General features: G+C 66.7%; 14 protein-coding genes. 7 read left to right on the plus strand and 7 right to left on the minus strand.

The features are described 5' to 3' along the window. Window positions 1-28: 28 nt before the first annotated feature. Genes ACFWPK_RS05330 through ACFWPK_RS05345 form a run of 4 tightly spaced genes read right to left on the minus strand, consistent with a single transcriptional unit; the run spans window position 29 to window position 5,341 of the window. Entirely contained in the window at window positions 29-511 is a 483-nt protein-coding gene (locus ACFWPK_RS05330; protein WP_378913314.1) for a MaoC family dehydratase, read from the minus strand. Continuing rightward, the gene (locus ACFWPK_RS05335; protein WP_378913315.1) at window positions 508-1,668 is read right to left on the minus strand and encodes an acyl-CoA dehydrogenase family protein; all 1,161 of its coding nucleotides are present in this window, start codon (window positions 1,666-1,668) and stop codon (window positions 508-510) included. The genes ACFWPK_RS05330 and ACFWPK_RS05335 overlap by 4 nt, the downstream gene beginning before the upstream one ends. Next, the gene (locus ACFWPK_RS05340) at window positions 1,665-3,728 is read right to left on the minus strand and encodes an acetyl/propionyl/methylcrotonyl-CoA carboxylase subunit alpha (RefSeq protein ID WP_378913316.1); all 2,064 of its coding nucleotides are present in this window, start codon (window positions 3,726-3,728) and stop codon (window positions 1,665-1,667) included. Before ACFWPK_RS05340 ends, ACFWPK_RS05335 begins: the two co-directional genes overlap by 4 nt. 5 nt (window positions 3,729-3,733) lie before the next feature. Beyond that, on the minus strand, window positions 3,734-5,341 hold the full coding sequence (locus ACFWPK_RS05345) for a carboxyl transferase domain-containing protein (RefSeq protein WP_378913317.1): 1,608 nt from the start codon (window positions 5,339-5,341) through the stop codon (window positions 3,734-3,736). A gap of 85 nt (window positions 5,342-5,426) precedes the next feature. On the opposite strand from ACFWPK_RS05345, the gene ACFWPK_RS05350 reads away from it, so the two are divergent. From ACFWPK_RS05350 to ACFWPK_RS05360, 3 genes are read left to right on the plus strand one after another with little or no spacing between them, the layout of a single operon-like run. Next, on the plus strand, window positions 5,427-6,038 hold the full coding sequence (locus ACFWPK_RS05350) for a TetR/AcrR family transcriptional regulator (protein WP_378913318.1): 612 nt from the start codon (window positions 5,427-5,429) through the stop codon (window positions 6,036-6,038). Window positions 6,039-6,082: 44 nt separating this feature from the next. Then, complete coding sequence (locus ACFWPK_RS05355; protein ID WP_378913319.1) at window positions 6,083-6,376, plus strand: hypothetical protein; 294 nt, start codon at window positions 6,083-6,085, stop codon at window positions 6,374-6,376. Then, window positions 6,373-6,891: a type II toxin-antitoxin system VapC family toxin gene (locus ACFWPK_RS05360; protein ID WP_378913320.1), complete on the plus strand. Its 519-nt coding sequence runs from the start codon at window positions 6,373-6,375 to the stop codon at window positions 6,889-6,891. The genes ACFWPK_RS05355 and ACFWPK_RS05360 overlap by 4 nt, the downstream gene beginning before the upstream one ends. Before the next feature lie 5 nt (window positions 6,892-6,896). On the opposite strand, the gene ACFWPK_RS05365 is transcribed toward ACFWPK_RS05360, so the two are convergent. Genes ACFWPK_RS05365 through ACFWPK_RS05375 form a run of 3 tightly spaced genes read right to left on the minus strand, consistent with a single transcriptional unit; the run spans window position 6,897 to window position 9,123 of the window. After that, the gene (locus ACFWPK_RS05365; RefSeq protein ID WP_378913321.1) at window positions 6,897-7,289 is read right to left on the minus strand and encodes an NYN domain-containing protein; all 393 of its coding nucleotides are present in this window, start codon (window positions 7,287-7,289) and stop codon (window positions 6,897-6,899) included. Between the two features lie 60 nt (window positions 7,290-7,349). After that, complete coding sequence (locus tag ACFWPK_RS05370; protein WP_378913322.1) at window positions 7,350-8,060, minus strand: ABC transporter ATP-binding protein; 711 nt, start codon at window positions 8,058-8,060, stop codon at window positions 7,350-7,352. 10 nt (window positions 8,061-8,070) lie between these two features. Further along, window positions 8,071-9,123 carry an ABC transporter permease gene (locus ACFWPK_RS05375; protein WP_378913323.1) on the minus strand — a complete coding sequence of 351 codons (1,053 nt, stop codon included), beginning with the start codon at window positions 9,121-9,123 and terminating at the stop codon, window positions 8,071-8,073. Between the two features lie 130 nt (window positions 9,124-9,253). On the opposite strand from ACFWPK_RS05375, the gene ACFWPK_RS05380 reads away from it, so the two are divergent. The 4 genes from ACFWPK_RS05380 to ACFWPK_RS05395 all read left to right on the plus strand — a co-directional run bounded on the left by ACFWPK_RS05380 (window position 9,254) and on the right by ACFWPK_RS05395 (window position 13,039). Beyond that, window positions 9,254-10,528, plus strand: coding sequence for a sensor histidine kinase (locus ACFWPK_RS05380; protein WP_378913324.1), 1,275 nt, complete (start codon window positions 9,254-9,256; stop codon window positions 10,526-10,528). Then, the gene (locus ACFWPK_RS05385; RefSeq protein ID WP_378913325.1) at window positions 10,525-11,142 is read left to right on the plus strand and encodes a LuxR C-terminal-related transcriptional regulator; all 618 of its coding nucleotides are present in this window, start codon (window positions 10,525-10,527) and stop codon (window positions 11,140-11,142) included. The genes ACFWPK_RS05380 and ACFWPK_RS05385 overlap by 4 nt, the downstream gene beginning before the upstream one ends. 263 nt (window positions 11,143-11,405) lie before the next feature. Beyond that, a complete protein-coding gene (locus tag ACFWPK_RS05390; protein WP_378913327.1) occupies window positions 11,406-11,789 on the plus strand; it encodes a helix-turn-helix domain-containing protein in 384 nt (127 codons plus the stop codon). Continuing rightward, window positions 11,786-13,039: a type II toxin-antitoxin system HipA family toxin gene (locus ACFWPK_RS05395; protein WP_378913328.1), complete on the plus strand. Its 1,254-nt coding sequence runs from the start codon at window positions 11,786-11,788 to the stop codon at window positions 13,037-13,039. The genes ACFWPK_RS05390 and ACFWPK_RS05395 overlap by 4 nt, the downstream gene beginning before the upstream one ends. The last annotated feature ends 32 nt before the right edge of the window (window positions 13,040-13,071 follow it).

The following is a 13,071-nucleotide window of genomic DNA, read 5'->3' on the forward strand; positions in this document are numbered from 1 at the left end:
GCGTCCTTTCGGCGGGTGCCATGACCGCTCATGCTGTGGGTGCCTTGCGGACCAGTGTCTTGCGCACCGCGGTCGCCACGATCACGCCGTGCTGGTTGCGTGCGGTGTGTGCCAGGCTGACGATGCCCTCGCCGGGACGGCTCTTGGATTCGCGCTTGTCGGTGACCAGCGTCTCGGCGTACATGGTGTCGCCGTGGAACAGCGGAGCGGGGATGGTCATCTCGGAGAAACCGAGGTTGCCGACCAGTGTGCCCTGCGTGAGCTGGGCGACCGAGAGCCCGACCAGTGTCGACAGGGTGAACATCGAGTTCACCAAGCGCTGGTTGAACGGCGGCTGCGCGTCGGCGAAGGCCGCGTCCAGGTGCAGGGCCTGGGTGTTCATGGTCAGCGTGGTGAACAGGACATTGTCGGCCTCGGTGATGGTGCGGCCCGGTCGGTGCTCGTAGATCGTGCCGATCTCGAACTCCTCGAACCACAGACCACGCTGCACGATCCGCCGGTTTTCGCTCACAGACCGAGCTCCCTTGCGATCAGCATCAGCTGTACCTCCGTGGTGCCCTCGCCGATTTCCAGAATCTTGCTGTCACGGTAGTGCCTGGACACCGGGTATTCGTTCATGAAGCCGTTGCCGCCGAAGATCTGGGTGGCGTCGCGGGCATTGTCCATCGCGGCCTCGCTGGAGACCATCTTCGCGATCGACGCGGCCTTCTTGAACGGCTTGCCTGCCAGCATCAACGCGGCGGCGTCGTAGTAGGCGGTGCGCGCGACGTGGGCTCGCGCCTCCATCCGGGCGATCTTGAATGCGATGGCCTGATTGCGGCCGATGGCCTGCCCGAAGGCCTGGCGTTCGTTCGCGTAGCGCACGCTCTCGTCGACGCAGCCCTGCGCGGCGCCGACCGCCAGCGCGGCGATGGCGATGCGGCCCTCGTCGAGGATGCGCAGGAAGTTGGCGTAGCCGCGACCGCGCTCGCCGAGCAGGTTCTCCTGCGGCACCCGCACATCGGTGAAGCTCAGCGGGTGGGTGTCGGACGCGTTCCAGCCGACCTTGTTGTAGGCGGGTTCGGCCACGAAACCCGGCGTGGAGGTCGGCACCAGGATGGTGGAGATCTCCTTCTTGCCACCGGCCTGCCCGGTGACCGCGGTGACGGTGACCAGCCGGGTGATGTCGGTGCCGGAGTTGGTGATGAACTGCTTGCTGCCGTTGATCACCCAGCTCTCGCCGTCCTGTACGGCGGTGGTCCTGGTGCCGCCCGCGTCGCTGCCCGCGTCGGGTTCGGTGAGCCCGAAGCCCGCCAGCGTCTGTCCGCTGGTGAGCTGGGGCAGCCATTCGTTGCGCTGCTTGTCGTTGCCGAAGCGGTAGATCGGCATGGCGCCGAGCGAGACACCTGCCTCGAGGGTGATCGCCACGCTCTGGTCGACCTTGCCGAGCTCCTCGAGTGCCAGGCACAGGGCGAAGTAGTCGCCGCCCATGCCGCCGAACTCCTCGGGGAACGGCAGGCCGAACAGCCCCATCTCGCCCATGCCTGCCACGACTTCGTACGGGAAGCTGTGTTCGGCATCGTGTTTCGCCGATACCGGGGCGACGACCTGCTGTGCGAAGTCGCGGACGGTCAGCGCGAGCTGGCGATATTCGTCGGGGAGCGAACCGGTGGACAGGTAGTCGGTCATGCGAGGGTTCCTTCGCGCTCGGTTTCTGCTGCGGTGACAGCACTGTCTGCTGCCGCTTCGTTCTCAACGGGATGGGCGAGGACACGCACCAGTACTTGGTCCAGCTTCACCTGGGCGCCAGGGACGGCAAGCACCTCGACCGTGCCTGCCACCGGCGCGGTGAGCGCGTGCTCCATCTTCATGGCCTCGATGACGATCACCGGATCGCCGACGGCGACGGTCGCGCCGTTCTCGACCGGTGTCGCGATCACCGAGCCCGGCATGGGGCTGCGTATCTCGGCGTCCCCGACGTGGGTGTCATCGCCACGCACGCTCGCCTCGGCGACCTCGCGCAGGACGGCGAGGCCGCCGTCGTGGCTCACCCACAGCTGACCGTCGGCCTCGGCGATGCGGTAGGTGCGCCGCAGTCCGTCGAGCGTTGATGCGAGACCGTCGGCCGAGACGGCGGCCGTGAGCGTGTGTGGCTCCTGCTCGTCGAGCCAGACCGTCGCCGAAGCCGGTGTGCCAGTGATGAAAACGTGGCGTACTTGATCGCCCGAGGACAGTCGGATCGAGGTCGGGGCCGGTGCGCCGAGGCGCCATCCCGAGGGGGTCGACCACGGGTCGCCGCCGGTGGCGGGCCAGCGTCGCAACCAGTGATGTGTTGCGGCGGCGATGAATTCGGCATCGGTGACCTCGGCGGACACGAAGTCGGCGACGCGCCGATCCAGCAGCGCCGTATCGAGACGGCCGGCCTGCACGTCGTCGTCGGCGAGCAGGAAGCGCAGGAATTCGATATTGCTCGTCACGCCGAGCAGCACAGTCTGTTCCAGTGCGCGATCCAGCGCGGCGAGTGCCTCGGCACGAGTAGTGCCCCGCGCGATCACCTTCGACAGCATCGGGTCGTAATCGCTGCCGACCACGGTGCCGACCGAGATCCCCGAATCCACGCGCACGCCTGCGCCGTCCGGCTCCGACAGGGCGAGCACGGTGCCGCCGGTCGGCAGGAACCCCCGGCTCGGATCTTCCGCGTAGACGCGCGCCTCGATGGCGTGCCCGACGAGGTGGATCTCGTCCTGGGTGCGCGCCAGCTTCTGGCCAGCGGCAACCCGCACCTGGCATTCCACCAGGTCGACACCGGTGACCATCTCGGTCACCGGATGCTCCACCTGCAGACGGGTGTTCATCTCCATGAAGAAGAATTCGTCCGGCTGGTCGGCCGAGACGATGAACTCCACGGTGCCCGCGCCCACGTAGTCCACGCTGCGGGCGGTATTGCAGGCGGCGGTGCCGATCCGGGCCCTGGTCTGGGGATCGAGCAGTGGTGACGGAGCCTCCTCGATAACCTTCTGATGCCTGCGCTGCAAGCTGCATTCGCGCTCACCCAGGTGCACCACATTGCCGAACTTGTCGGCCAGGATCTGCACCTCGATATGGCGCGGCCGGTTGACGAACCGTTCCAGGAACAGGGTGTCGTCGCCGAACGACGCACCGGCTTCACGCCGAGCGCTCACCAGCGCGGCAGGCAGATCGGCGGGGTCGGTGACCCGGCGCATGCCCTTGCCGCCACCACCGGCGGAGGGCTTGACGAGTACCGGGTAGCCGACTTCCGCCGCGGCGGCGATCAATTGGTCATCGGTCAGGCCGGGTTCGGCGATGCCGGGCACCACCGGAACCCCGAAGGCCGTCACCGTCTTCTTCGCGGTGATCTTGTCGCCCATCACCTCGATGGCCTTGGCCGACGGCCCGAGGAACACGATGCCCGCGTCGGCGAGTGCTGCCGCGAAGGCCGAGTTCTCCGACAGGAAGCCATAACCCGGATGCACAGCCTGCGCTCCGGAGCGAACAGCGGCGTCGACGACCTTCTCGATCGACAGGTAGCTCTCTCGCGCGGGCGCGGGCCCGAGCCGCACCGCGATATCGGCCTCACGCACGTGGCGCGCGTCCGCGTCGGCGTCGCTGTAGACCGCGACCGAGCGAATACCCATGGCACGCAGGGTCTTGATGACGCGCACCGCGATCTCGCCACGGTTGGCGACCAGGACGGTGTCGAATTCGACGGGGTGGTTCTTGTTCAGCATGTCGCTCACATCCGGAAGACGCCGTAGGAAACGGGTTCGAGAGGCGCCTGGGCGCACACCGAAAGGGCAAGGCCGAGCGCGGTTCTCGTATCGGTCGGCGCGATGACGCCGTCGTCCCAGATCCGCGCCGTCGAATAGTAGGGGTTGCCCTGGGTCTCGTACTGGTCCCGGATCGGCGCCTTGAAGGCCTCCTGATCCTCCTCGGACCATGGCTTTCCCGCGCTGTCGAGCTGATCGCCGCGCACCGTCGACAGCACCGAGGCGGCCTGCTCGCCACCCATCACCGAGATGCGCGCGTTCGGCCACATCCACAGGAAGCGCGGCGAATACGCGCGCCCGCACATGGAATAGTTGCCCGCGCCGTAGGAGCCGCCGATCACCACGGTCAGCTTCGGCACCCGCGCGCACGCCACCGCGGTGACCATCTTCGCGCCGTGCTTGGCGATGCCGCCCGCCTCGTAATCGCGGCCGACCATGAAGCCGGTGATGTTCTGCAGGAACAGCAGCGGGATCTTGCGCTTGTCGCACAGTTCGATGAAATGCGCGCCCTTCATCGCGGACTCGGCGAACAGCACGCCGTTGTTGGCGACGATGCCGACCGGATGGCCGTGGATGCGGGCGAACCCGGTGACCAGAGTCTTGCCGTATTCGGCCTTGAACTCGTGGAATCCGGCCTCGCCGTCGACGATCCGGTCGATCACCTCGCGCACGTCATACGGCGTGCGCGGGTCCACCGGGACCACGTCGTAGAGCTCGCCCTCGTCTTTGGCGGGCGGGGTGCTCGCCAGCACCTCCCACGGCGCCTCGGGCTTCGGGCCGAGCGTGCCGACGATCTTGCGGACGATGCGCAGCGCGTCGCGATCGTCGTCGGCCAGATGGTCGGTGACGCCGGAGGTCCGCGAATGCAGCAGGCCGCCGCCGAGCTCCTCGGCGGTGACGACCTCACCGGTCGCGGCCTTCACCAGCGGCGGACCGCCGAGGAAGATGGTGCCCTGATCACGCACGATGACGGCCTCGTCGGCCATCGCGGGCACATACGCGCCGCCCGCGGTGCACGAGCCCATGACCGCCGCGATCTGGGCGATGCCCTTGGCGCTCATATTCGCCTGGTTGTAGAAGATGCGGCCGAAGTGCTCGCGGTCGGGGAACACCTCGTCCTGGCGCGGCAGGAAGGCGCCGCCGGAGTCCACCAGGTACACACACGGCAGGTTGTTCTGCGCGGCCACTTCCTGCGCCCGCAGGTGCTTCTTCACCGAGATCGGGTAATACGTGCCGCCCTTGACCGTCGCGTCGTTGGCCAGGACCAGGCACTCACGGCCCGAGATGCGGCCGATGCCCGCGATCATGCCCGCGCCGGGGCACTCGTCGCCGTACATGCCGTTTCCGGCCAGCGGCGCCAGCTCGAGGAACGGGCTGCCCGGGTCGAGCAGCTGCTCGACCCGCTCGCGGGGGAGCAGCTTGCCCCTGGCCACGTGCCGTTCGCGGGACTTCTGCGGGCCACCGAGGGCGGCCGTGGCCAGCCGCTGCCGCAGATCGGCGACCAGGGCACCGTGCGCGTCCCGGTTGCTCGTCGCGGCCAGGGTGCCGTCTTCGGTCTCGTGCGTAACCGTCATCGCGCCATTCTCTCACTCGGTTAATCGCCAATAACTGAAATTCAGGTTAATCTTGACTAACCAAGTTGTCCAGAGGGGCCGCCAGATGTCGACTACCGAGCCTGTTCAGGTGACCCGCCGCGAGCAGCTCAAAGCCCAGCGTCGCGAACAATTGCTGGCCGCGGGCGCCCGCCTGATCGCCGATCGCGGGTTCTTCGGCGTGCGCCTCGACGACCTCGGCGCGGCCGTCGGTATCAGCGGCCCCGCCGTCTACCGCCACTTCGCGAACAAAGAGGCGCTGCTGGTCGAGCTCCTGGTCGGCATCAGTGAGCGCCTGCTCTCGGGCGGCCGCGCCGTTGTCGACGAATCACTGTCGGCCTCGACGGCACTGCCCGCCCTGGTCGACTTCCACCTCGACTTCGCCTTCGGCAACCCCGAACTCATCCGCATCCAGGACCGCGACCTCGACAACGTCCCCGCCAACGACCGCCGTATCCTGCGCCGCACGCAGCGTCAATACGTCGAAATCTGGGTAGGCGTCCTCCGCGAACTGAACCCCGCCCTCCCCGAGGAAGCCGCCCGCATCCAGGCCCACGCCGCCTTCGGCCTGATCAACTCCACCCCCCACAGCGCCAGCGCCGCGAGTGCTTCCCGGGCTCGCCCGGTGCTGCGTCAGATGGCCCTGGCCGCCCTGGGTGCTCGAGCGTCATTTGCTTGACGTTGAGGCTGGTCGGAAGTGATACCGAGCGGTATCATGAACGCATGGCTATGACTCTGCGGTTGTCCGACGAACAGACTGCTGCACTCCGGCGCCGCGCAGAGGCTGAACACACATCGATGCAGCAGGTTGCCCTAGCTGCCATCGATAGTTACATCCAGCAACCTGCGGGACCCGGTCGGCGCCGCGCCGTTCCGGTCGACGAACTGTTCGCAGCATTCGGCGATCTCCCGCCTATGAGTAGCGACCGCTTCCGGGCAGACCAAGACGAGCACATCGATGGCGCGGCGCACTTCGACGCCTATCTGCGCGCGCACGGTGATAGGGAATCGGAATGACCCCACGCCATCTTCGTGGTCTCGCCGACACCAATATTCTGATCTATCTGGAACGTCTGCCGCGTGAGGTGCTTCCAGGCGAGCTGGTGACCAGTGCGGTCACCCTGGCTGAACTCTCGGCTGGTGTGCACCAAACTGACGATGCGATGGAGCGTGCGCTGCGCATCGCTCGGTTGCAACGAACCGAGGCGATGTTCGACCCGTTGCCGTTCGATGCCGATGCTGCTCGGCAATACGGGCTCATCGCAGCGGGAGTTATCGCCAGTGGGCGTAAACCGCGTCGCCGTGAAGCGGATCTGATGATCGCCGCCGTCGCCGCTGCTCATCGGCTGCCTCTGTTCACCACCAACCCTGACGACTTCAAGGGGACGGATGGCCTGCTGACAGTCGTCCCGGTGCCGCGCCCCCCGGATTTACCCGGTCCGAGGCCTATGCGTGCAATCAAGAAGCCCGCTCCGGAGCCGATTCAAACCAGCGGGACGGTCTCTGATCTGATCGACGACCAGCGGCGATAGCCCGATCAGTCGAGCTGGCGCCAGAGCCAGCCGGGGCCGACGGATTCGGCGCCGTAGTCCTCGACTCGGGTGCGGAGTTCGCGGTCGGCGGTGACAACGGTGATCTGTTCGTGGGAGTCGGTCTCGGCGACTACGTCGACGATCTTGTCGTCGCCCGAGCCCTCGGCGAGGACCACCTTCATGCGCGGTGCGGAAGGTTCGGCGCCGTCGACGGCAGCTCTGGCCGCCCCTTCGAGGACAACGGTGATCTCGGTGGATTCGGGCAGACGCGTGGTCAGTTCCGCCACGTCGGAGAGGAGCCTGCGAGCAGCGCCCGCGCGGTCCTTCCACCATCCGTTGGCGCGCGAGCCGATCACATTGGCCGCATCCACCACGATGAGATGCCTCGGATCGCTCATCGCCCCAGTCTGCCCGGCGGTCGACGTTGCCGAGACAATTCGACTCACCGGGGTGGGACGTCAGGCAGGCGTGGGGACGCCGATGCCGGTGAGGCGGCCGTCGGTCATGCGGTAGACGGCGTCCATGCGGTGGAGGTGGGTGGGGTCGTGGGTGACGAGGATGGTGGCCGCGTGGTGGGTGCGGGCGATGGTGGTGATGAGGTCGATGATGGCGGCGCCGCGTTCGGAGTCGAGGGCGCTGGTCGGTTCGTCGACGACGAGCAGGGCTGGGTTGTTCATCAGGGCTCGGGCGATGTTGACGCGTTGCCGCTGGCCACCGGAGAGTTGGGCCGGGCGTTTGTGGGCGTGTTCGGTCAGGCCCACAGCTTCCAGGAGTTCCTTTGCGCGGGTGCTGGTTTCGCTACGCGATGCCCGCTTCGGGCCGCCTAGGTGAGCGGTGACTTCCAGTTGCTCGACGGCGGTGAGTGAGGGGATGAGATTGGCCTGCTGGAAGACGATGCCCATCGAGGTCCGGCGAGCTGTCGCGGCCGCACGTCGGCTCAGTGTGGCGAGATCTGTGGTGCCCGAATCGGTGTCGAGCTCGACCGTGCCGGAGTCGGGTCGGATCAGAGTCGCGGCGACGGCGAGCAGACTCGATTTGCCCGAGCCGGACGGGCCGGTGACGGCGGCGATCGTGCCGCCGGGGACGTGCAGGTTCACCTGGTCCAGCGCGGTGAGACGGCCCGCGCCGTCGGGGTAGGTGAGGGTCACATCGGTGAGGGTGAGCGCCATGGGAAGTCCTTCAGCGAGTCGCGCCGAGCGCGGTCAACGGGTCGGTGGTGAACAGGAAGCGCAGGGCGACAGCGGCGCCGGCCAGGCCGAGCACGATCAGGGCCAGTGCGGGCACCAGGGTGGTCGCGGGGCTGAGCACGAAAGGCATTGCGTCGCCGAGGAACAGCGAGGTAGCGGCGGTGATCGACAGACCTGCGGCGACGCCTGCGATCAGGACGATCGCGGCCTGGGCGAGGGCATCGCGGACCAGCGATCCGGTGGTCGCGCCGAGGGCTTTCAAGGTGGCGATGTCGGGTTGGCGCTGCACGGTCCAGACGGTGAAGAAGGCGCCGATCACCAGGGCGGAGATGGCGAACAGCAACAAGGTCATCAGGGTGAGTGAGCTGTTCTCGGCCTGGTAGGAACCGATCGCCTGCACGGCGTCCTTCGCCGGTACCTGCCGCGTTCCCGCTTCGGCGTCGAGACTGCCGCTGTCGAGGGTGCCGGTTATCGCGAGCACTGTCGCGGCTCCCGAGCGGGGGCTGGCGGCCTGCCAGTCCTGCATGCTCGTCCAGATCACCGGCGTGTGGCTGTACCACTCGTCACCGGCGACGTCGGCGACGGTGAACTCGTGGCCTGCCAGCAGCACGATATCGCCGGTGCCCGCGGACAGGTCACGCGCCGCCGCCGCACTCAGCACCACCGCACCGGGCGCGGTAGCAGGGCGATTGCTGAACGCCGATGGGTCGCCGCCGAACAACGCGACCTGCGTCGGGCTCGCACCCGCGTGCTCGGCCCGGGTCCGCGAGATGCCGATCGGCGTGGCATCGATTCCGCCCGCCGACTGCCACTGCGCGATCTGCTGCTCGGTGAGCACCGACGAATCGAAGGACGGATCGGCCCCGGTCTCGGCGAAAACCACCTGGTCGGCGTCGATGCCATGGACCGCGGAGATGTTCTGGTGCGCCAGCCCGGCGGTGAGACCGCTGAGGAAACTCACCAGCACCGCGACCAGCAGCACGACGGTGGTGATGAGCAGGAAGCGGCCACGAGCGGCCCGCAGATCTCGGAGTGCGACGAACATGACTCCACTCTGTCCGCGCGGGCCGTCGACGCCATCGCACCGGCGCACGAAACGCCGTCCATCCAAGGTCTGCCGCCGTTTACATCTTTCGATGGATGCCCGCCTGGTTGCCGCACATAAGCTGGTCGGCGTGCACTCGTCCCCTTTGACCCCGGTGGTCACCACGCTGCGGCTTGGCCTGCATGTGCTGGTGACGGCACTGGCGGTGGTGGTCGCGGTGCGCGCGTTGCTGCCCGACGGAGGCGGCCACGGTGCCGCGGTCGTCGCGCTGACGGCGGTGTGGTTGCTCGTCTACTTCGCCGGGACCGAGCTTCCCCGCCGCTCAGCTGAGCGTGCGGAATCCGGTGCTGCCGGAGTAGTGCGGGGCTATCGCGCGGTTGCTGGTGGTGTGTCGGCGAAGCCGGCCGCTGGTGACGCTTCTGCCCATCGATGGTCGGGCGCGGTGTGGATCTGGCTGGCCGTGCTCACCGCGCTGTGGCTGGCCCTGCTCGCGCTCACGCCCGATGCCGTCTATCTCGCGTTCGGGCTGTTCTTCGTCTATCTGCATCTGCTGCCGCGTCCATGGAATCTGATCGCGGTGGTACTCGCTACCGGGGTCGGGGTGCTGGGTTTCGCGGCGCATCGCGGATGGTCGGCCGGTGCGGTGGTCGGGCCCGCGCTCGGTGCGTTGGTCGCGATCGGGATCGGGCTCGGGTATCAGGCGCTGCATCGCGAGGCTGTCGAACGGGAGCGGCTGATCGACGAATTGATCGGCACCAGAGCGATTCTCGCGGAGCAGGAACGCACCGCGGGCAAGCTCGCCGAACGTGAACGCCTGGCCAAGGAGATCCACGACACCGTCGCTCAGGGATTGAGCAGTATCCAGCTGCTCCTGCACGCGGCCGAACAGGCCGCACCGGATCATCCTGCGCTGGATCGCATTCGGCTCGCGCGGGAGACCGCCGCGGGGGATCTGGCCGAAACCCGAAGGCTCATAGACGAATTGTCACCGGCGGCGTTGGATGGGCAATCGCTCGCCCAAGCGCTGGAACGGATTTGCCTTCGCGCACAGTCGCCGACACTGACCACACAGCTGCTCGTCGAGGGTGAACCGGAGCGACTACCGATGCCGGTCGAGGCGGCGCTGGTGCGGATCGCGCAGAGTGCGGTGGCCAATGTGGTTCAGCACGCGCGGGCCGCGCGCATGCGGGTCACCCTCACCTACGACGACACCGACGCGCACCTCGATATCGTCGACGACGGCATCGGCATCGACCCGGATGTGTTGCGCCAACCACGTTCCGGCGCGTTCGGCCTCGCCGCCATGCGCAGCCGCGTCGAACAACAGGGCGGCGCGATGACAGTCGAATCCGAACCCGGCCACACAGCCGTGACGGTGTCCTTCCCCCTCGGAGCAGCCTCGTGATCCGCCTTCTCCTCGCCGACGACCACGCCATCGTCCGCGCCGGCCTCCGCGCGCTCCTCGACGCCGCCGACGACATCACCGTGGTCGGCGACGTCGCGGATGCCGATGCGGCAGTGGCCTTCTGCGCCGCCACTCCCGTCGACCTGGTCCTGATGGACCTGCGCTTCGGCGACGGCCGCTCGGGCGCCTCCGCCACCGCGGGCCTGCGCGCCCTCCCCACCCCGCCGAACGTCCTCGTCGTCACCAACTACGACACCGACGCCGACATCCTCGGCGCCATCGAAGCGGGCGCCGTCGGCTACCTCCTCAAAGACACCCCACCCACCGAACTCCTCGCCGCCGTCCGCGCCGCCGCCGCAGGCGAAAGCGTCCTCTCCCCAACCGTCGCCTCCCGCCTGATGACCCGAGTCCGCCGAGCCGACACCACCCTGAGCCCCCGCGAAGTAGAAGTCCTGCGCCTGGTCGCCGCAGGCCTGTCCAACCGCGACATCGCCAAACAACTGTTCCTCAGCGAAACAACAGTGAAGTCCCACCTCGTCCACATCTACGCCAAACTGGGCGTGAAATCCCGAACCTCCGCCGTGGCGACGGCCCGCGCTCAGGGCGCGATATGACCGCGCCTGGTCGACGTCGCGCCGGTCGATGAGCTGCTCGCAGCTTTCGGAGATCTGCCGCCGATGGATCTCGAACGATTCAGGGCAGGCCAGGACGAGAACCTCGATGGGTCAGCCCACTTCGACGCCTATCTCCGGGCGGCGCGGTCCGGAGAGTCGGAGTGACCTTCTACGTTAACTATCGTTGCGATAGCAGTGTTTGGAGCCCGGGGGTAAGGCGCTTGCGTCAGTAGACGGCTTAACATTGTTATCGCAGTGATAAAATGATTCGAACTTCGAACTTGCAGAGCAACCGGTGGCGGCCTTCTATAAAGGTTGCCACGGCAGTGATAGGGGTGCTGGTGAGTAGGGCGAAACCAAGGGTTCGAGCGCGTGCTGACGGCGGCCCACTCGCTGACTTCGGTGAGTACCTCGCCCAGCGGCGCCATCAGCTCGCGATGACTCAGGCCGATCTGGCAGATCTGGCCGATGTCGGTGTCTCGACCGTGCGGACTCTCGAGGCTGGAGCACACACCGTCACCCTGCAGGTGACGCTGCGCGTGCTCGACGCACTCGGTCTCGCGATGGTTGGCATGCCCTTCGCTAGAACGAGCGAACTTCCGGAAGATGAAGTCGCACTGAGAATCTCGGATGGCGGTGCGCGGTGAGCTCTTCCCTTGGAGCGGTCGACCTGCGCACGGTCGAGGTCGCCGATGTGTACAAGAACGGCCGGTTCGCCGGGTGGCTTCGGCGTGAGCGCGATGACGTGACATTCACCTACGCCGCAGAGTATCGCGACGATCCTGTCGCTCCATCGGTCGCGTACTCGTTGCCGAAATCGACGGGGATGTTCCGTACGACCGGGGGATCGGTTCCACCGTTCTTCGCGGGTTTGCTACCAGAAGGTGTCCGGCTCGGTGCGGTTACCAGGGCTAATCGGACCAGCGAAGACGATCACTTCACCATTCTGCTCAGTGTCGGCGCCGACACCATCGGCGATGTTCAGGTTGTCGCAGCAGGGATTGCGCCCCAGTCACCACTACCGATATTCGATGAAGAAGATTCTACGGCCGTAGATTTTGCGGAGCTGTTCACCCGAGCCACGGCGGGCGATCTCGAAATGATCGACCGAACAGCCTTGCCCGGAGTGCAGATGAAGGTCTCGGCGGAGATGCTCTCAACGCCCGTGATTACCACAGGCGGCCCGGCCATTCTGAAACTCGACCCGGCGGAATATCCACTTCTCGTCGATAATGAAGAGTTCTTTCTGAACATGGCTCACGATGCGGGGATTTCGGTGCCGAACCACCGTCTCGGAGTCGATAGAACAGGGCGTAAAGCCTTGTTCGTCGAGAGATTCGATCGCGTTGTCGACACCGCGGCCATCCGCCGGTTGGCGCAGGAAGATGCGTGCCAGGTGCTGGGCCGGTACCCGGCGGCAAAGTATCGAATGTCCATGCAGGAGGCCATTATCGGGCTTGCGAGTGCGGTCAGGGAAGGCGGAGGTTCATATCGGCTCGCCAGCTTGCGGATGCTGGAAATCGCGGCATTCAGCTACCTCATCGGCAATGGGGACCTGCACGGCAAGAACCTATCGATTCGCCGCGACACAGACGGATTATGGGGCGTGACACCCGCCTACGACCTGCTCAGTACCCAGCCATATCTCGGGTGGAACGACCCGATGGCTCTGCAGCTATATGGGCGCGCGGCCAAGCTGACCCGCCGCTGGTGGTTGGATGCGGCCGACCGTCTCGGTGTTCCCGAGCGTGCCATCACCAAAAGCCTGACTCGCATCATCGACAGTGCGGAACCGTGGTTGTGCAGAATGGATGCGATCGGGTATGACGACAAGACCACCGACCGCCTCGCCGCGCTGGTCAGCGGTCGGCGTGCTGAGCTCTATGGCAGGCAATGAACGGTGAATATGGTTGTCGCGGATGGGATGCT

The sequence above is a fragment of the Nocardia sp. NPDC058519 genome (genome assembly GCF_042719755.1).
Taxonomy (GTDB): domain Bacteria; phylum Actinomycetota; class Actinomycetes; order Mycobacteriales; family Mycobacteriaceae; genus Nocardia.